At 46.8% G+C, this 19,232-nt stretch carries 15 protein-coding genes and 1 tRNA gene; 9 read left to right on the plus strand and 7 right to left on the minus strand.

What is annotated here, in order from left to right:
* Positions 1 to 36: 36 nt before the first annotated feature.
* Positions 37 to 294 (plus strand): hypothetical protein, encoded by a 258-nt coding sequence (locus tag ACHZCX_RS04730; protein WP_319586084.1) that lies wholly within the window; start codon positions 37 to 39, stop codon positions 292 to 294.
* An 83-nt stretch (positions 295 to 377) separates the two neighbouring features.
* Here ACHZCX_RS04730 and ACHZCX_RS04735 read toward each other — a convergent pair whose 3' ends face one another.
* The 3 genes from ACHZCX_RS04735 to ACHZCX_RS04745 all read right to left on the minus strand — a co-directional run bounded on the left by ACHZCX_RS04735 (position 378) and on the right by ACHZCX_RS04745 (position 3,678).
* Positions 378 to 1,484 (minus strand): zf-HC2 domain-containing protein, encoded by a 1,107-nt coding sequence (locus ACHZCX_RS04735; RefSeq protein ID WP_319586085.1) that lies wholly within the window; start codon positions 1,482 to 1,484, stop codon positions 378 to 380.
* Positions 1,485 to 1,571: 87 nt separating this feature from the next.
* Positions 1,572 to 2,198 (minus strand): sigma-70 family RNA polymerase sigma factor, encoded by a 627-nt coding sequence (locus ACHZCX_RS04740; protein WP_319586086.1) that lies wholly within the window; start codon positions 2,196 to 2,198, stop codon positions 1,572 to 1,574.
* 115 nt (positions 2,199 to 2,313) lie between these two features.
* On the minus strand, positions 2,314 to 3,678 hold the full coding sequence (locus ACHZCX_RS04745) for a phosphomannomutase/phosphoglucomutase (protein WP_319586087.1): 1,365 nt from the start codon (positions 3,676 to 3,678) through the stop codon (positions 2,314 to 2,316).
* A gap of 111 nt (positions 3,679 to 3,789) precedes the next feature.
* On the opposite strand from ACHZCX_RS04745, the gene ACHZCX_RS04750 reads away from it, so the two are divergent.
* Positions 3,790 to 3,865, plus strand: a tRNA-Lys gene (locus ACHZCX_RS04750).
* 116 nt (positions 3,866 to 3,981) lie between these two features.
* On the opposite strand, the gene ACHZCX_RS04755 is transcribed toward ACHZCX_RS04750, so the two are convergent.
* Both ACHZCX_RS04755 and ACHZCX_RS04760 read right to left on the minus strand, forming a co-directional pair.
* Positions 3,982 to 5,169, minus strand: coding sequence for a Glu/Leu/Phe/Val dehydrogenase (locus ACHZCX_RS04755; protein ID WP_319586088.1), 1,188 nt, complete (start codon positions 5,167 to 5,169; stop codon positions 3,982 to 3,984).
* Positions 5,170 to 5,262: 93 nt separating this feature from the next.
* Positions 5,263 to 5,874, minus strand: coding sequence for a biotin transporter BioY (locus tag ACHZCX_RS04760; RefSeq protein WP_319586089.1), 612 nt, complete (start codon positions 5,872 to 5,874; stop codon positions 5,263 to 5,265).
* A 385-nt stretch (positions 5,875 to 6,259) separates the two neighbouring features.
* Between ACHZCX_RS04760 and ACHZCX_RS04765 the strand changes: the two genes are divergently transcribed.
* Entirely contained in the window at positions 6,260 to 7,861 is a 1,602-nt protein-coding gene (locus ACHZCX_RS04765) for an ammonium transporter (protein ID WP_319586090.1), read from the plus strand.
* 81 nt (positions 7,862 to 7,942) lie between these two features.
* Entirely contained in the window at positions 7,943 to 8,284 is a 342-nt protein-coding gene (locus ACHZCX_RS04770; RefSeq protein ID WP_319586091.1) for a P-II family nitrogen regulator, read from the plus strand.
* 220 nt (positions 8,285 to 8,504) lie between these two features.
* Here the strand turns inward: ACHZCX_RS04770 and ACHZCX_RS04775 are convergent, their stop codons facing one another.
* A complete protein-coding gene (locus ACHZCX_RS04775; protein ID WP_319586092.1) occupies positions 8,505 to 11,993 on the minus strand; it encodes a sugar-binding domain-containing protein in 3,489 nt (1,162 codons plus the stop codon).
* A gap of 172 nt (positions 11,994 to 12,165) precedes the next feature.
* Here ACHZCX_RS04775 and ACHZCX_RS04780 point away from each other — a divergent pair, with 172 nt between their 5' ends.
* The 3 genes from ACHZCX_RS04780 to ACHZCX_RS04790 are packed head-to-tail and all read left to right on the plus strand — an operon-like array spanning position 12,166 to position 14,806.
* The gene (locus tag ACHZCX_RS04780) at positions 12,166 to 13,035 is read left to right on the plus strand and encodes a metallophosphoesterase (RefSeq protein ID WP_319586093.1); all 870 of its coding nucleotides are present in this window, start codon (positions 12,166 to 12,168) and stop codon (positions 13,033 to 13,035) included.
* Complete coding sequence (locus ACHZCX_RS04785; protein WP_319586094.1) at positions 13,032 to 13,394, plus strand: type II secretion system F family protein; 363 nt, start codon at positions 13,032 to 13,034, stop codon at positions 13,392 to 13,394. The genes ACHZCX_RS04780 and ACHZCX_RS04785 overlap by 4 nt, the downstream gene beginning before the upstream one ends.
* Positions 13,394 to 14,806, plus strand: a complete 1,413-nt coding sequence (locus ACHZCX_RS04790) for a cellulase family glycosylhydrolase (RefSeq protein WP_319586095.1) — start codon at positions 13,394 to 13,396, stop codon at positions 14,804 to 14,806. The genes ACHZCX_RS04785 and ACHZCX_RS04790 overlap by 1 nt, the downstream gene beginning before the upstream one ends.
* Here ACHZCX_RS04790 and ACHZCX_RS04795 read toward each other — a convergent pair.
* Positions 14,803 to 15,876, minus strand: a complete 1,074-nt coding sequence (locus tag ACHZCX_RS04795) for a type IV pilus twitching motility protein PilT (RefSeq protein ID WP_394708809.1) — start codon at positions 15,874 to 15,876, stop codon at positions 14,803 to 14,805. The two genes, ACHZCX_RS04790 and ACHZCX_RS04795, sit on opposite strands and share 4 nt — an antisense overlap.
* A gap of 486 nt (positions 15,877 to 16,362) precedes the next feature.
* Here ACHZCX_RS04795 and ACHZCX_RS04800 point away from each other — a divergent pair, with 486 nt between their 5' ends.
* Both ACHZCX_RS04800 and ACHZCX_RS04805 read left to right on the plus strand, forming a co-directional pair.
* Positions 16,363 to 17,841 carry an RNB domain-containing ribonuclease gene (locus tag ACHZCX_RS04800; RefSeq protein WP_319586097.1) on the plus strand — a complete coding sequence of 493 codons (1,479 nt, stop codon included), beginning with the start codon at positions 16,363 to 16,365 and terminating at the stop codon, positions 17,839 to 17,841.
* A 21-nt stretch (positions 17,842 to 17,862) separates the two neighbouring features.
* Entirely contained in the window at positions 17,863 to 19,170 is a 1,308-nt protein-coding gene (locus tag ACHZCX_RS04805) for a Gfo/Idh/MocA family oxidoreductase (protein ID WP_319586098.1), read from the plus strand.
* Positions 19,171 to 19,232: the final 62 nt, after the last annotated feature.

Below are 19,232 nucleotides of genomic sequence, written 5' to 3' on the forward strand. Positions count from 1 at the left end.
AAGTAAGTGAAAGTAAATATATCAATGGAGGCAATTATGGATAAGCAGGTTATATTTGGAATAAAGATCAGCAACCGGATGAAAAACGTACCTCATATGCAGACGATACTCTCAGAATTTGGATGCAACATAAAAACGCGGCTTGGGCTCCATGATGTCTCAGAAACAAGCTGCTCTCCAAACGGACTTCTCATTCTGGAACTGCATGGTGAAGAAGAATCAATCATAGCAATGGAAGCTAAACTGAGAGAAGTTCCTGGTATTGATATCCAGAAGATGGTTTTCGATAAATAATTCAGAAATAAAAATCTTTGTAAAATAAAAAAGCCGGATACATTTTTTATTGTATCCGGCTTTAGACATTTATTTGGAAAGTATTACTCGTTGTTTACGGTATACTCTTTGTCTACATATACTACATTATCTGCACTCAGCCAATCCAGACTTACAGGACTCAACAAGTTTCTTAGTTCTTTGTTCAGAGTACCTGCTCCTGCAGCAGATGGTGTAATATCTACATGCAGATTTGAGTTCACCACAACCGGCAATCCAAAGTCTTTTGCAATTGATCTCAGCTCTGCATAAAGGTTGTTGTCAGTTTCAATCAACTGTCCCTGATTCAACAAATCAGATTGTGTTACATTCTTTGATGGAAGGAATACAAACTGACCATACTCATTACTATTTGTAGTCCATGTAATCAGCAGGTTTACAGTATCTGATGATTGATCAACTATTACCGGTATTGTAACCGATGAGTCATTAGTGATTAATCCCGTCCATGAAGGCATATCGCTCTTGATTGTGTCGATGTTGTATTCATTATTAGGCGCTATGTAAACACTAACTCTGATTGACTCTATCGAACTGCTGTTAACAAGAGCATTGTTGTTCTTGGTCAATTCGATTTTATACAGAGTTGCGTTCTGTCCATTCTGAGTACCGCTGATAGAAGTCCATACTGCATTCCGAATCAGTTTGCGTGACATCCACTTCTCTTTATCAATGGCGGACATGTCATACACAGAGGTCTGTGCTGCATCATTCACTGATGTGTCGCGGCTTGGCATTGTAACAGGCGCAAAATCAGGCCTGAATATACCTGCCGCATATCGATATGTATCTTTTGGCACGCTTACCAACAATGCTGTGAGAATTACTCCCGCACATACAGCCGCTACCTTACGCGATGCCCGTAACTGTCCAACAAAGTCGCTCCACTTCAGGCTGTACAGACTCCGTTTGGCATTCTGCTTATCGTTCTGGGCTTGTGCCAGTTTCAAAATCACATTATGTCTGAAATCGGCTGGCGGATCTATATCCGGCATTGTATTTAACGCAGCCCACATGCTTTTCAATCTGTTATATTCATGTTTACATGCCGCACATGAATCTATGTGACTGCGTACTGTATCAGTCAGAGCATAATCAATATTACCCTCATATAAATCAGAGAGCAGTTCTTTTGCTCTTTCGCACTTCATTTATACCATCTCCCCGGACAACTGCTTAATGTTACAGATACCCATCTTTTAACTATACAAATTTTATTCATCAGTTTTTGGACGGCGCTAGACGTCAAAAAGTTCCCTTACACCATCTAATTTTTGTCTGAGAGCAAGCCGCGCTCTGTTCAGTCTCGATTTCACAGTGCCAATCGGCAGATCTACAATCCCTGCGATCTCCTCGTATGATAAACCTTTGGTGTGGAACAGCAGAACCATCACGCGCTGGTAATCCGGAAGCTCATTGATTGCCTGCTGAAGGGCGGAATTACGCTCGGTCTCTTCAAGCATTTCAAGCGGATCAGGCGCGGGATCTTCATACTGCCTGGCGACGGAGTTTTCTTCCAGCTCAATATATTCGTCAAGCGGGATATTGACATGGGTCTTTGTGCGTTTGCGCTTGTCGAGGTATATGTTTGTTACAATGCGGAAAAGCCAGGTGGAGAAGTTTGAATCGCCTCGAAACTTGTCGATTGCCTGATATGCTTTGATAAATGCTTCGGCGGCAATGTCATTGGCGTCATCGTAATTCTGTGTCATACGGTAGGCGTAACTGTAAATCTGTTTCTCGTAGCGGCGCACAAGATCATCGAAAGCCGACAAGTCACCCTTCTTCGATCTTTCTATTAACAGAATGTCTTCTGATTTTGTACTGCCTGAGTCTTTAGGAGCGAACACGAAGCTGGTCTCCATTCGATCTGCTGACGCTAAATTGAATTCACATAAGTCCAAAGATAATTATACTGTCATATGATGAAGATTAGTTGATGTTTTTTGAAAAATTATTAATGAATAGGTAGACTCTGGGTTATAAACCGGCTTCTTTGATGACAGAGTCAGATATCTCCGGCACAGGCGCCAGAAACTCGTTTATGATATCTACAAGCAAGTCCGGCTTTGCTGCTTCAAACCTGAGTGTTATTACCGGTTCAGTTACCGATATTCTAGCTAAACCCCAGCCGTTAGTGAAGTTGATTTTCACGCCGTCGATTCGTGAAACCATCTCATCTGGGAATCCGGCTGCGATCTTCTCGATTACCGCCTTTCGGTCCCCATCATATGGAAGCCTGATATCAGGTGTAATGGCATACTCCGGTATAGAATCCGCGAGATCTGAGAGCGGCAATCCGGTTTCAGCCAGATATCCTGCTAACTTGAGGGCAGTATACAAACCGTCATCGCCGCCGTGCAATTCCTTATAGAAATAGTGGCCGCTGATCTCACCGCCAAAAAGCCCTTCATCTCGAATCATACGAGTTTTGATGAATGTATGCCCCGATCTCTCTGCAAGAGGTATTCCGCCTGCTCTGCTTACAGATTCCGGAACTATTGATGAACACTTCAAGTCGTATACAATCTTTCCACCCGGATTATCTGCCAGCATCATCCCGGCTAAAACAACGATGCACTTATCAGCAGAAAGCATCCGCCCCTTACTGTCGATAAATGACACACGGTCGCCGTCACCATCAAATGCTACACCCAGATCGGCACCTGACTCCACAACTGTTGATGTCAGGACCTTCAGATTCGCGGCAACGGCAGAGTTTGGACTGCGGTTAGGAAATGAACCATCCGGCACACAGAATAGACTCTCTGTAATGTATCCAACATTCTTAAGTATAGATGGCGCTATTTCGGAGAAACATCCATTACCGCAATCTACAACAACCTTAAGTGTTCCGGCATTCGAAGGTTTGGGTGATATAGATGCTATATATTTCAAATATTCCGGGATGATATCATACGTTTTCAATACGCCGATGTCATCTGGAAAAGAACCTTCGCGAACGATGGATAGGATGTTCTGTATCTCTGCTTCAGTGATTGGAAGCGAACCCAGTGCCGGCTTAAACCCGTTGAACTTTGGAGGGTTGTGCGATGCAGTAACCATTACGCCGGCTTCGATATTCAAAAGAGATTTAGCATAATAATACACAGGAGTCGGAACTATTCCCACATCAACAACGTTTGAACCACTTGCCAATAAACCTTTGATGAGAGCCTCTTTTAAGGCAGGCGTGCTTATACGCACATCACCGCCGACAACAACATCTTTGCTGCTAAGTATGGCCCCCATTGCCCTGCCGATGAGGTATGCATCGTTATCAGTGAGGTCTGTACCGTATATTCCTCTTATGTCGCATGCTTTGTAAATACTCATTTTCTTCATCTGCATTATATCATTTATCTATATTCTTTCCAATGATGTTATTTTGTTGAGGCAGACATTTGACATACAGGCTGGAAAATGATATAATTCCTCTGCTTTTGTTCAAAAAGCGGGCTCGTAGCTCAGCAGGTAGAGCAACGCCCTTTTAAGGCGTGGGTCGTGCGTTCGAGTCGCACCGGGCTCACCATTTTTCGTGAGTGAAAAAGGCGCTTAGTCATTTTGATTAGGCGTCTTTTTCAGTATGCCGGGTATGTGCCCGATCTCGGAGGCAGACGGGATATTCGCCGTCTGCCCTCATCAATCTCACACCCAGGAGCGGTCCCGCATGGATTCTACAACCTCGTTCACCGCGATGATATGCGCAGCAAGACGATGGCTGACATTCTCACGGCTTACAGTTTCGATCATCTCTTCAAATGCACGGGTGAGTTGTTTCTCAATCGCAGCATATGTTTCAGACCGCTCTGTAAGACTGCCGGATTTCGCCTGCCTCCACTCGATGTATGAGGCAATCACACCGCCTGCGTTTGCCAGGATGTCCGGTATCGCCGGGATACCGCGTGCCTGCAGAATACAGTCGCCTTCACGGGTTGTGGGATCGTTTGCGGCTTCTACTATCAGCTTAGCGCCGGTGTTTGATGCCACGCACTCCGTAATCACATTCTCAACAGCGGCGGGGATAAGTATATCTACAGGGAGAAGCAGCAGTTCATCATGGCTAATCTCAGGCAGCGATGCATCTGCAAGCGTCTTCATCGCCATCATCTCCGCGATGGGGAGTCCATCTTCCATATAAACTGCCTTGTTGACATCTGAGATCGCAACGACCTTGGCACCCCAGTCATTCAGGAATTTGGCGGTCCATCTTCCAACATTGCCGAAGCCTTGTATCGCCACACGTAACTCCGACGGCTGTTTCCCAAAGATGCTGGTTGCTGCCATTCGTGCGCTGGTTGCCACTCCATATCCGGTTGCTTCCTCACGACCGGGGAGACCGCCAATCCGCGGAGGTTTACCCGTCACGCATTCTGGCATGTGTGTGCGTCCATAAATGGTTGCCATGTCAGATGGTGTGGTACCCAGGTCAGGCGCCGGGATGTAGGCTCCGTTTCGCAGGAACGGCTCAAAGATGTGCACGTATTCTCTGATGAGAGTTCGACGCGCTTCTACGGGGAGAGTCTTGGGGTTTATACAGATTCCAGATTTTCCTCCGCCGAAAGGGATTTTCGCAAGGGCGCACTTGTATGTCATCAACTCAGCGAGTCTGCGCGTCTCCTCCATGGAAACGTTCTCAGACATGCGTATTCCACCCTTTGCCGGACCCCTTACCGCACAGTGAAAAACCACATAGGTATCGGCCTGTATGAGGCCGCCTTCCCATTTCAGGCTGAGGTTCGCGTAATGCTCCTGCTCGCTTTTGCCGAGGAGTTGCCGCGCCTCAACCCCGATGTCCGCATATTTGGACACCAGTTCCAGATCTACAACGCTCATTTTTCCATCTCCTTTGATGATTTGCATCTACATTGATGCAAGCAGCGTTTATTCATTGACATGATATTCATATCAATCCTGTCTTTCACAATATCAGGGTTTTGTAAATCCTCCTAATATTGATCTACTGTATTTTACACCAGATACTATCCCTGATGCCATAATCGCCTTTATGATGTCGACCAGCACAAACGGCGCTGTACCCATCAACCAGGCACTTTTCAGAGATGTGATCCATGTCCTGTTATCGGTTATACCCACCCATGAGGTCAGCCATAACACTCCGAATAAGTGGATTACAACAATTCCGGCCAAACCGGAAATAAGATATCCAAAACGTGATTTACTTACCATTCTTTCAGAGATTAATCCTACTGTGTAAGCGCTTGCAATGAAGCCGATGAGGTATCCGGCAGTCGGACCGGCAAGTATCGCAGGACCGGAAACCACTCCGGCAAAAACCGGGAGTCCGGACAGACCCATCATCAGATAAGCAACCTGGCTGAGAGCACCCAATCTGCTGCCGAGTGTCAATCCTGCAAGGAGGACAACGAACACTTGAAGCGAGACTGGCACGGGGGTAAACCACAAGTTTACATAAAGTTTCGCACATACCGCCGTCAACACTGCAAAGAATACAGTTGCCAGCATTTTCATCCGTGTATCTGAGACTGAGACAGTTATATCTCTGCCATATATAGTCATTTAGTTCTCCCTGAAATCATTTCATTTTCTATATTAATGATACATTATGAATGTTTCACTGTCAAATCATTCAGGGTTATATCAAAAGCTCTCAACAACACCTTCAGAAGTATTTCATCGCTCATTGTGAAATCTAATCGTAATCTAAGAGAAATACTAGATTAATTTGAGAGTAACGATATTGAAATGTGGATAGAGCATAATATAGCTGTTGAACACGAATTGTACTTTCAACAAATAATTGAAAAGTAGAGGACTAATTGAAATGAAGAAAACAAAAGTAATTTTGATAAGGAATACAAAAAAACAGGAAACCCAGAAATAGTATCCCTCAAAATCCTGTTTTAAGATTTATTTAGTTTATATTAGAAAAAGGAGGAAATCAATGAATCCGGAAGTTAGTAGTGAGAGAGTTAACAAGTTAGCCAGATTAGGCGCTCGTATACGCGACCCGGAATGGAGGCGTTATGGATACGCTCTACTTGGGGGTAAACTGATTGGAGTAATATTGTCATTAATGGCAATAGTAATAATTGCATCACTTATCGGTGGATCTGCAGGAGCAGCTTCTGATCCGGTAGTAAAAGCTAATGAAATAGTAAATCCATTGAACACTGTCTGGGTATTGATCTCGGCTTTCCTGGTTTTTGGGATGCAAGCCGGATTCACTATGCTTGAAGCTGGATTCTGCCGATCTCGTGAGACGGTTAACGTATTGATGGAATGTGTTGTAGACACTTGTCTTTGCGGACTCCTCTTCTATGCATTTGGATTTGCATTCATGTTCGGTACGGGAAGTCCCTGGATTGGCAAAGAGTTCTTCTTCCTGCAAGGAGCGCCTGATACTTATGGCGCAACGGGAGTATCGTTCCTGGCATTCTGGTTGTTCCAATTTGCATTTGCTGACACCTGTTCAACGATTACATCCGGTGCGATGATTGGACGAACGAGTTTTGTTGGAGACTTGATCTATAGTGTGGCAGTATCCGGATTTATTTATCCAATAATCGGTCACTGGGCATGGGGTCCTGATGGATGGCTTGCTCTTATGGGAAGCGCGGGTAATTTCTTACCGGCATTAGGTACAGGTTTCCATGATTTCGCTGGATCAACTGTTGTACATACAATCGGCGGATTCATAGCACTTGCAGGGGCAATTGCTCTTGGACCAAGAATTGGACGCAAGTTCAGGAAAGATGGCGGTGGACCTTTTCTACCACATGACTTAACGATTGCATGTATCGGCGGACTTCTACTCTGGTTCGGATGGTACGGATTCAACCCTGGCAGTACGCTTTCCGCGATGGATTTCAACGGCATAGGCCGAGTAGCTGCAAATACAACGCTGGCTGCCTGCGCAGGAGGTATGGCTGCAATGTTCTATGCTTATCCTATGGCAAAAAAATGGGATATGGGTTTCACGGTCAACGGATTCCTTGCTGGTCTGGTAGCGATAACTTGTCCATGCTATTGGGTATCACCCGGAGCTTCGATAATAATCGGTGCTATTGCAGGTATCATCGTAGTAGCAGCAGTCAATCTGCTTGAATGGCTTAGAATTGACGACCCAATTGGCGCTGTACCGGTTCATGGAATCTGCGGCATCTGGGGAACGCTTTCACTTGGATTGTTTGCTTGCGGTAAGTATGGTCTTGCGGGTCCATTTGGAGCAGACACCTCCGCACCGCTTAAGGGACTTCTATACGGCGGAGGAACAAATCTGCTGGCAGCCCAAGCAATTGGCAGTCTGGTAGTAACTGTAACTGTTTTCGCAATTGCTCTAGTAGTTATGTATTCTGTGAAGGCTATTGGTCGTCTCAGAGTATCCAAAGAAGGTGAACTTGATGGACTCGATATCCATGAGCATGGAGTTCCTGCTTATCCGGAGTATGCTCTAAATCATTGGGCTATACCATCAGCAGTTCCAACGATTCCCGGATATACCGAGAGTTCGATAACAACGCCGGTGTCGAAAAGCAAGAACTAGGAATTGAAAGCAAAATATAGAGTAATGAATATCTGAGATTCAGATTCCGAAATAGTTAGGTAAGATCAATGGAGGATCATAATGACAAAGATTGAGGCAATTGTGAGACCAGCCATGCTGGACGCGGTGAAAACCGCTCTGGATGATCTGGGATTGCATGGAGTAACAGTCTCCCATGTAATGGGAAGCGGTAAGCAGAGAGGTAGAACCCAGCACTACAGAGGTCAGGAATATGTAATAAACCTGCTGGATAAGATCAAAATCGAGACAGTAGTACCGGATGAAATCGTAGACTCTGTTATGAATTCAATCGCTGATGCGGCAGGTACGGGTGAAATCGGAGATGGCAAGATATTCGTCTACAAGGTAGATAATGCAATGCGCATCAGAACCAAGGAAACCGGTGAGGCCGCCATCTTATAGGAATGAAGGTCCGAAAGGACATACATAAAGACTGGGTTGAAAACAAACCCCCAGGTGGATATAATCCACCCCCATGGATTATATCTTGTGTTGCAGAGCAGAGCATCTTACAAGCGAGTAATCGCTCTGTGAGATGCTCTGCTCTTTTATGGTGTTATGTCATTCACAATTATTATTAACGTCAATACATAGATTGCTGATATGGCTTTGATGACCTGCATCAGAGCTGCAAATGCACCGTCTCCGCGTTCCATGCTGACACCTCGATCTCCATCTCGGAGATCGGCTTTCTCACTTGGGATGACATCAGGTCAAGGCCCGTCATGTCGGTGCGAACTAATCCCTCTACCGTGATCTTCTCGCCCGGACGGAGCCACAAATAGTTGTCCGACCAGATGACGGAGTGGGTATCCGGCGCGAGGTTCAATTCTACCGGGTATGCGGGATTCGATCCTGTATTATGCACTTCAATCGTGATCAAAGCTTCTTTATCGGAAAGCGCATGCACCGCCTTAATGGATGCCGAAAGGGCGGCAGGCACACTCTGTATCTGCGGTTTGAGCCATGGACCTTCAGGGGTCATCGCGCGTGCATCATCAGTGTGTATGCGGAAGTAATACATTTGCCTCGAGAGCCTCTTCCCGTCTTCCGCATTGAGTGTGAGCTCCAGGAAGTAGAATGACTTCGGAATATCAATCGACGATTTCCATGTGATATCTGTCGATTTGCCGGGATTTCCCCCCGCGGGGATCGTCGTCGTCCAACTCCTCTCCAGGACCGGCCGCATCTTCGAGTCCAGAATCCTGGCAGTGATCTTTGCGCCTGTAATCGGTTTCAGCGTGCTGTTGATGGCGCACACCGATGCCCGGAACTCATCACCAGGCTTCATGCTGTACCAGCTACCCAGAAACATCTCCCCCGGTTTGGTCCAGTTGGTCCTGATATTCGCCAGAACATGGACCGGCTCATGTGCGCGTTTCATGGTGTAATAGGCGGTCTGCGGCTGCCCGAACCAGTCGATCACATGCCACGCAGACGTCGGTGCCTGCGGATTGAATCCCCAGAAGGTTTGCCCGCCCACCTCAGGGAACCGCGCCCGCATCTGTTCGGCCGCGTATGCATTATTATCGGAGCGGAAAGCCTGCTGACCTTCCATGAATTCGGGTATCCCGGCTTTTGACAGGTCGACATACCACGACGCCGGAGTCCAATAGAACGGCATCAACCAGCTCCACTCAAGGAACTGGTCGCGGAACATCGGGTGCGCCTCCCCGAATTTGGCGAAGTCATAACCCACCGGATTCGAATCTAGCTCCTGCTCCGGCAGAACTCTCTTGAGTTGGGAAAGATTCGAGAAGCCGTAGCCGAAATGCCACTCAGCCGCGAATCCGAGTCCGGGTTGGTCGTAGTTGGGGTAATGCCATGAATCGCCGCTGGTCGATGACATGCGGAATGGCCGGTCGTCGTATGAAGCGAAGACATCCCGCGCGACGCCCAGGACCGCCATCATCTCGTTGCGGTACGGTACATACTCGTTCCCTCCGCAGTAGAGTGCAAGACATGGATGTTGTCTCAGTCTGAATGCCGTTTGGGTAAGCTGCTCCCGCCATGTAGAGAGCGGTATATCCGTCCCTCGGGCTCCGCATACATGGATATCCTGCCACACAAGGATGCCGTTCTCGTCGCACAGGTTGTAGAACTCCTCATCTTCATACAGCGCATTACCTCCGTTGAGCCTGAAAAGGTTGATGCCCGACATTGTCGCTGCTTTGACGCACCACTCCTGGCGAAGTTGCTTATACGCGAACAGACCTTCAGATGTGTGCCAGTTCGTGCCGTTGATATAGACTGGGACGCCGTTCACCACGAACAGGTAGCGGTGAGACTCGTCGGAGAGCTTCATGGCATCATAGACAAGCGGTTCTGTCGCCGGATCCGCGCCGAATGTGCAGCTCTCGGCTCTTGGGGAATCCGCAGGCTGGGGGTTGCGTTTGAGTTCGATGGTGCGCACGCCGAAGCGGGTGGAGATTCGGTCGAATTCTTTACCATCTTTTAACAGAGTCAGTTCAAGGCGGTACAGTGGTTGGTCGCCAAGTCCGTTCGTCCACCAGAGCCGCGGATTCCTCAGATTGATCCGCTGCTCCCAGAACGAGGTGCCTGATGCAACAGGTTGTGCTGTATTCGTCTCCCACATAGTCTTCGATGTCGTCAGGTCGATGATTCGCGCGCGGATAATTCCGTGGAAGCGTTCATCTGCATTGGTGATCATCGCCTGCGCCCAGAGCGATGCCTTCCCCTTGCCGATCGATTCGGTTCGCACATAGGGGGTCTCAACATACGCCTTGCCTGTCGATACGATACGAACAGACTGCCACATTCCGATGGTTGTGCACTTGTTCCCCCACAGGTTCCAGCCGTTGAGCGCCAGCGGTTTCATGGCTGGACCGGTATCATGGAAGAGCCGTATGAGCAGTTCATGCTCTTTGCCGGGAGTGAGCTTGCCGGTTAGATCAAAGGTTGGACCACCGAACATCCCCTCGTGATTGCCGATGAACTCGCCATCGAGCCAGAACGCCGCCAGATAATCGACTCCGTCAAACCGAAGCCTGATCTGCCGGCCGTTCCATTCCGCCGGAACCTTGAATCTGCACCGCAAGAACCAGTCGGTGTTCTGTATCCACTGAAGCTGTTTGTAGTTGTCCGCCCACCATGGATTGGGTGTCTTTCCTGCCAGATAGAGCGCATACTGGATGGTATTCGGCATCTTCACCGTGGTCCATTCGCCGTCTGTCGGAATATTTGGAGTAACAGAGAAAACCGATTCTGTCTTGGCCAGCTCCCAGTCGCCGTCAAGTCGTAGTTCACCCGATCCGTGCCTGTCCGCTACGGGAATCGATGTGTATACGCGCGATCCCATCTCTCTGCGCGAGCGAATCGCGTCCATATCAGGTCCGCTTTTCAATATCGCGGAGTAGCTGGCGATCAACCAGTCTCTGACATTCGCATCGAGTGGAGTCCAACCCGTGTAGTGGATGACAACTCCCTTTGATATGCTTGCGGCATAGAGGCAGGAATGCCCTGCCAGGTTATCGACATATGAATAGACAGGGAGAGCAGTCTGATCAATTGATCTGGTATAGGTGACAACATGCGATCCAAGGTTCGGTGATGGGATGCCAGCCTTCTCACCGGCCGGCGTCAGTTTCAATATACGGCCATCAGTTCCGGGATCGCTGACAATCCGCCAGGTGAGTCCGAGGAAGTCACGCTGACCTTCACCCGCTCCAACACCGACAGCTCCGGTATTCACATCGCGCCATCGGTAATGGGATGCCCCCATCGGCATGATGTATATGCCGCCGGATCGAACATACTCCGTGATAGATTTTGAGATAATCCCATTAAGATACCCCTCTTCAGGATAGCAGTGGTCGGTAGGGATCATGATCGCCTTGTACTCCTTGAGCTTGCCTGCATCCCTGAGCACATCCGCGCCGATAATCTCGGCTTGTATCCCGTGACCTTTGAACAGCGAGACGATCGTTCTGCTCTCCCAGTCGGATTTCCACTCCTTGATGAAGTCATCCTGAAGTAGGAGATGGTGATCGACTACTCCGACCTTTATTGGGATCTCAGCGCTGTTTACACTAGTTCCCATGCAGATCATCGCTGCAGCTTGTGCCAGAATATGTAAATGCATCAGTTTCATGATTCCACCTGTTAATGCTATGATTGTCACTGTCTATGAATGACTGGATCTCTTGACTCGCCATATTCTAGGACTCTCAGCATCAATTGTCAACGAATGGCAGGTATATTGCAGTTCTCCAGTGTTCAGATTAGAGTCATCCTTTGAAGTTAGCCGGATTTCCTGATAAACTATGAGCAGCAATCATTCATCTGAGGTTGAAATGAAAAGGTCTATCCAAATTCCGATACTTGCAGTTATCTTACTTGGCATGTCCACATTCGCCAGAGCCGATTTCACATTTGTGCAGATCACCGATACCCATACAGGACCTGCCGAAACCGTGTTCAATGCCCGATTCAACGAAACCATCAGGCAGATACAAGGCATCAAGCCTGCATTTGTTATCCACACCGGCGACGCACTTCAGGGATGGTCAGTCGAGAGCGCGAAACTCTTCAATAGTTTTACATACCGTATCCCTTGTCCCACATATATATCACCGGGGAACCATGATATCCCTGAGCTACAAAAAATCGGTGCGGAGAAGGCGTCCGCGCTGGTAACTGCCTGGAACAGGGCAATCGGTCCCGACAGGATTTCGTTTGTATACGAGAATTGTGTCTTCATCGGTTTGGATAGCAACCTTTGGAATACCGGATATGTGGAGGAGAAGGTGCAGCTACAGTGGTTGAAATCTGAACTTCGGAAGTCAAAGAAGAGGCGGATTTTCATATTCGAACACAGTCCGCTGTATCTGGATACCCCGGATGAGAAGAATGGCAACTACTTCGCAGTTGATAATCCGGTAAGAGATGAATTACTTAAGCTTTTCAAAAAGTATCAGGTTGAAGCAGTGATTACAGGTCATTATCATCGTATGAATTCCACCGTATTTAATGGAACCAGTTTCCTTACGTCACCCGCGATCAGCTTTTCGTGCGATCCTGATCAGGGATTGACCGGGTATACGGTTTTCAAAGTTTACACTGGTGGATTCTCGCATCGTTTCGTGGATTTCCGTACGGTTGGTTCACCTCCTGATTTTGGAGGTAAGAAATGAGTAAGAGTGATTCATTGGCAGATCCTCAATGTAGTATTGACATGCTTCGATTCTGGGAGTTGCTCGCAGAAGGCATATGTGCCGGTCGTCAGTTGATTACCACTCTTGATGAGATCCGGACAACGCTACATCCAGAACCGATGGGTGACGCAGCGGCATTCCTGATTGAAGGATTGGTCTCGGGTATGAGTCTGTCTGCATCGATGAAACGATGCCCAACAGTCTTCAGTAAGGCTCACATCTGTCTTGTTGAAGGGGGAGAACTTGTTGGTCGCCTTGACCTGCTGTTAGAGTTGATCGTCGTTCTGACGCGAAACTGTCCGACATGTTCAAATTTGTCTATACAGGGAGAACAGTAATGAAGACTATGATATTCACCATTGTCACTGCCGCCGCAGGTATGATGTTGATAGGCAACTGTGAAGCTGCAACCCAAAAGAACATCAAACTGCACCCTGAGAATCCAAGGTATTTCCTCTTCAGAGGCAAACCAACCGTGCTTATTACATCGGCAGAGCACTACGGTGCAGTGTTGAATCTGGATTTTCCGCAGAAACCGTATCTGGATGAGCTGAAGCGAAGCGGGATGAACTACACACGGATATTCAGCGGCGCTTACGTCGAGAACCCTGAAGAGTTCAGCATACAGCACAACACACTCGGATCGCTTCAGGATCGTCTGATCTGCCCCTGGGCGCGGAGCAACCAATCCGGATATGCTATGGGTGGGATGAAGTTCGATCTCGATAAGTGGGACGACGCCTATTTCGTTCGATTGAAGTCTTTCATTAAGGAAGCGGGACGGCGCGGCATTGTTGTAGAACTATCATTTTTCAGCCCGTTTTACAATGATGGCATATGGAAGATAAGTCCTATGAATATCGCAAATAACATCAATGGGATTGGTAACGCCGGTTCCGAAGAGGTTTACTCCCTGATGTACGATGACCTGACCAGACTACAGGAAACCATGGTGCGTAAGATCGTCACTGAGTTGAAGGATTTCGACAACCTGTTTTATGAGATATGTAATGAACCGTATTTCCATGGCGTCACCCTCGAATGGCAGAAACACATCGCCGGGGTGATTGCCGAAACCGAGGCTGGATTCCCCGCGAGGCACCTGATCGCCCAGAACATCAACAATGGCACAGAACGCGTAACCAATCCCGACCCGAATGTCTCGATCCTCAATTTCCACTACGCCTATCCGCCCGTTGCCATAGCCGATAACACAGCATTTAAAGGAGTCATCGGCTGTGACGAGACTGGGTTCAAAGGGCAGGACGATAGTCTCTATGTAGAGGAAGGCTGGGAGTTTATTCTGTCCGGTGGAGCGCTCTATAACAATCTCGATTATTCGTTCACAGCAGCGACACCTGATGGATCAGAAAAGGTCGTGGCTCCGACGCCAGGCGGAGGCGGAAAATCGCTTCGAGCAGGGCTGTCAGTGTTGAAGAAGTTCATCGAGAGTTTCGATTTCACAAAAATGCATCCAGACATAAGCATACATCCTAGTAATACTAATGATAGCATAACTGTATGCGCACTATCAGAACCCGGATGCCAATATGCCGTCTATATACGCGGAGGCACATCAGTAGTTCTATCTATGATTTTACCTGAAGGCAGATATAAGGCAGCATGGCTTAACACGAAAACCGGAACAGGTATATTAACCAAACATTTCACTCATGCTGGAGGACCAATAGAACTGAACTCACCGGATTATGAAATCAATATAGCTTTAAGCATAAAAAGAGTAAATTAATACCCTCTCATCAATCTTAAGAAATTATCATTATCGATTGCTCTGCTTGCGGCATCCTTATAAGTGATGCGGCCGTCTCGATATGCATCAGCCAAGCCTTTATCCATGGTACTCATCCCATATTGTGAACCGGTCTCCATCGCTGAGTATAATTGATAAGTTTTGTTCTCACGGATTAGATTACGAATCCCTGCTGTTGCGATCATGATTTCGGTAATCGCGCATCTGCCGCCTCCGATACGAGGTAAAAGCTGTTGGGCTATAACTGCTTCAAGCGTATTAGACAATTGAACTTTTATCTGCTCCTGCTGATGCGGCGGGAATACATCAACTACTCGATCAATAGTCTGAGGAGCATTTCTTGTATGTAGTGTCGCAAATACAAGGTGACCTGTTTCAGCTAATGTAACAGTAGTGGCAATTGTTTCCAGATCACGCATTTCGCCAACAACCAGCACATCCGGATCTTCCCGTAATACGGCTCGTAATGCGCTGTTGAAAGAATAAGTATCGCTTTTTAATTCCCTTTGATGCACCATGCATTTCTTGTGCTGATGAAAATATTCGATCGGATCTTCAATTGTTATTATGTGCAAATTCCGCTCGCTGTTGATTAAATCAATCATGGCGGCAATTGTTGTAGATTTACCGCATCCGGTTGGTCCTGTAACCAGAATCAATCCACTGTTTTTTCTGGCAAGTTCCTTTAAAACTATCGGCATTCCTAATTCTTCAAGTGTTGGAATGCCATCATGTATAACACGTAAAGCAGCAGCGATTAATCCTCTCTCAAGAAAAACATTGCATCGAAACCGTCCAATACCTGGAGCGGCATAACAGAAGTCAAGTTCATGAGTATGTTCTAAATTCTCAATCTGATCAGCAGATAATATACTATAGATCAGACGTTGCGAATCATTTATGGTTAGCGGGTAATAATTTGTTTTACATAATTCGCCATCTACCCTGATCATTGGAGGCAAATTTACAGATATATGGAGATCAGAAGCTTCCTTCGAAATAGTTAAATCCAACAGATCACTAATATTAATATCATCAGCATGAATCATTTCAATAGACGGTTCATCAGTAATCAGTTTAGTAAGATCTTCAACACCCATGATATATCCTCCACATTAAACTATGTTACTATTTCAGGTGATATGTTCGATTATTTCTAATATTGCGCCTTCATTATAACAGCTATAGATTTTAATGTATCCATTTTCAGTAAAAATTAACCAAACATTTTATAAATTTTAAACATATAGAGAAACGGTCACCAGCTTTTCAGTGACCTGGATTGTAAAACAGTAATTACAATCCGCATTAAACTCTTAAATATATACTGCTTATGATTTTATAAAAATTTCTGATTTCCAGATTTTATTCATTTGCTATTTTCAAATAAATAAATATATTGTATATCTATACCATACAGCGAAAATCATAGAATATGATATAATCGAATCAAAGCTAATCAGTAATCCTGCCATAATCTGATTTTAACGAATTCATCTTCTTTTGAAAGAAAGGTAACCTAAATCGCTATGAGCATGAATAACGATCAACATTGCAGCATTTTACAAAACATCGCACGCAGAGTGATGATAGAGCGAGGATTGCAGCCGGATTTCTCTGCTCAGGCGCTTTCAGAACTGAAAAAGATTACAATCGCTGCAACAGCATCAGATGAATCCATCATAGATCTTCGGAATCTGCTCTGGGCATCAATCGATAATGACGACTCAATGGATCTTGATCAGCTCACCGTCGCTGAATCGATGGAAGACGGCAGAGTGAAAGTCCAAGTTGCAGTCTCCGATGTAGATGCGCTGGTTCATCTTGGATCTGCAATTGACGAAGATGCAGCATTTAACACAACATCAATATACACAGCCGCAGTAATTTATCCCATGCTTCCTGAGAAGCTGTCGACCGACCTTACATCTCTGAGTCAAGGCGAGGATCGGCTTGCGGTTGTTGTAGAGATGATTGTAGACAGAGACGGAAAAGTCACCGACTCCGGCATATACAGGGCAATCGTACACAATCAGGCTAAACTCGCCTACAACAGCGTCGCGGCATGGCTGGATGGAGAAGGCGAGATACCTGAACCCATAACAAAGGTAGAAGGATTGGCTGAGAATCTTCGTCTGCAAGATGAGATCGCACAGGCGATGAAGAACTATCGCGAAGTCAACGGCGCTTTGAGTCTGGAAACGATAGAAGCCAAACCCGTCTTCGACGGTGAACAGCTAAGCAACCTGGAAATAGAAACAAGAAACCGTGCCAAAGAGATAATCGAAGACTTCATGATTGGAGCAAATGGCGTAACAGCCCGTTACCTGTCTGCACAAGGATTCCCGTCTATCAGACGAGTTGTCCGCAACCCGGAGCGATGGGACCGCATTGTTCAGCTTGCAGAAACGCATGGATACAGTCTTCCGGATGATCCAAACTCAGCCGCCCTTGAAGCATTTCTGGTAAAGGAGAAAGTCAAAGATCCATTAAGATTTCCGGATCTTTCTCTAGCCATCATAAAACTCATGGGCAATGGCGAGTATATGGCGCAGTTCCCGGGACAGACCGCACCTGGGCATTTCGGATTGGCGGTGAAAGACTATTCACACTCTACTGCACCAAATCGCCGTTACACCGACCTTATCACTCAGCGATTATTAAAAGCAGCTCTTAAAGGCGCTCCGGTACCATATAAAAATGATGATCTTGATGATCTGGCAAGACACTGCACAGAACAGGAAGACATCGTGAATAAAGTTGAACGGCAGATCGCCAAATCCGCGGCGGCTCTTCTGCTTCAGTCAAGAATCGGAGAACGGTTCAATGCTCTTGTTACAGGCGCTTCTCCTAAAGGCACATGGGCAAGGTTGATTGATATCCCTGTTGAAGGAAGGCTGATGCACGGGTTTGAAGGGATCGATGTCGGCGACAAGATACGCGTTGAGTTGATATCTGTTGATGTAGATAGAGGTTTCATCGATTTCAGACTCGCAGGGATGCCGAGACACTAAGCGTTAATAGGACAAAATACAATGTCTTACGGGAAGAAATATGCTGTCGTTGGAACAGGCGGCAGGTCAGGCATGTATATCCAGGCACTGACATCTACTCATAAAGATGATGGACAGCTTGTCGGCATGTGTGATTGTAATGCCGGCCGTCTTTCTATGATGCATGACTGGGTCAAAAACCAGGGGCTTGATATCCCAATATATACGCATGACCAGTTCGACCGGATGATATATGAGCAAAAACCTGATTGCGTGATTGTAACCACCAAGGATTCTGCTCATGATGAATACATCTGCCGTGCGATGGAATTCGGCTGCGATGCCATCACTGAGAAACCGATGACTATCGACGCCGGGAAATGCCAGCATATCCTGGATACCCAAAAAGGAACCGGTAAGAAATGCATCGTTACATTCAACTGCCGATACTCACCGCTTCACACCCAGATCAAGGAATTGTTGATGTCCGGCATCATAGGCAAAATCGTCTCCATTGATTTCCATTGGATGCTTGATACCAGTCATGGCGCCGATTACTTCCGCCGATGGCACCGCAACAAAGCGAACTCAGGTGGACTTCTGGTTCATAAGGCTACCCATCACTTCGACCTTGTTAACTGGTGGATAGAGTCAGTTCCTGAAACCGTGTATGCAACAGGCAAAAGGAGCTTTTACACTCCGCAAACCGCCAAAACATTTGGATTAAGCAATAGATCGGAACGTTGCCTTGACTGTCCGGAGAGCAGTAAGTGCAGGTTCTATTTGGATATGAAATCCAATGAAGGGATGCGCCGTTTATATCTGGATAATGAGCAGTATGACGGATATATCCGCGATGCATGCGTATTCAGCGATAAGATCGACATCGAAGACACTATGAATCTGACAGTCAGGTATCAGAACAAGGTCACTATGAGCTACTCATTGAATGCTTTCATGCCATTGGAGGGATACGTTATCACCTTCAACGGAATGAAAGGCCGCCTTGAGCACAAATATGAAGAGACTGTAAACATCAGCAACGATGATTCTCTTTTGGGAACACTCAAGAAAGAAGGCTCGTGGATACGCGTTTACCCACACTTTGAACCAGCTTATCAGATTGAAGCAAGCATAGGCGTTGGAGGTCATGGCGGGGGAGACGAACGGCTCCTAGACGACCTTTTTAATCCAAACCCGCAAGATGATAAATACATGCGTGCTGCCGACTACCGGGCAGGCGCCTTTTCCGCCCTCACCGGCATCGCAGCCAATACATCGATTGCAACAGGTAAAGTAGTCCGAATCAGCAACCTGGTTGAGGGTCTAGAGCTGCCTGATTACCCATAGTATTGGGATTGCTGGTAGGGGACGCTCGCTGAGCGTCCCGAAAGACTAGCTTGCAAGGCTGG

Origin of the sequence: uncultured Desulfobulbus sp. (assembly GCF_963662935.2) — a bacterium.
In the GTDB taxonomy this organism is placed as follows: domain Bacteria; phylum Desulfobacterota; class Desulfobulbia; order Desulfobulbales; family Desulfobulbaceae; genus Desulfobulbus.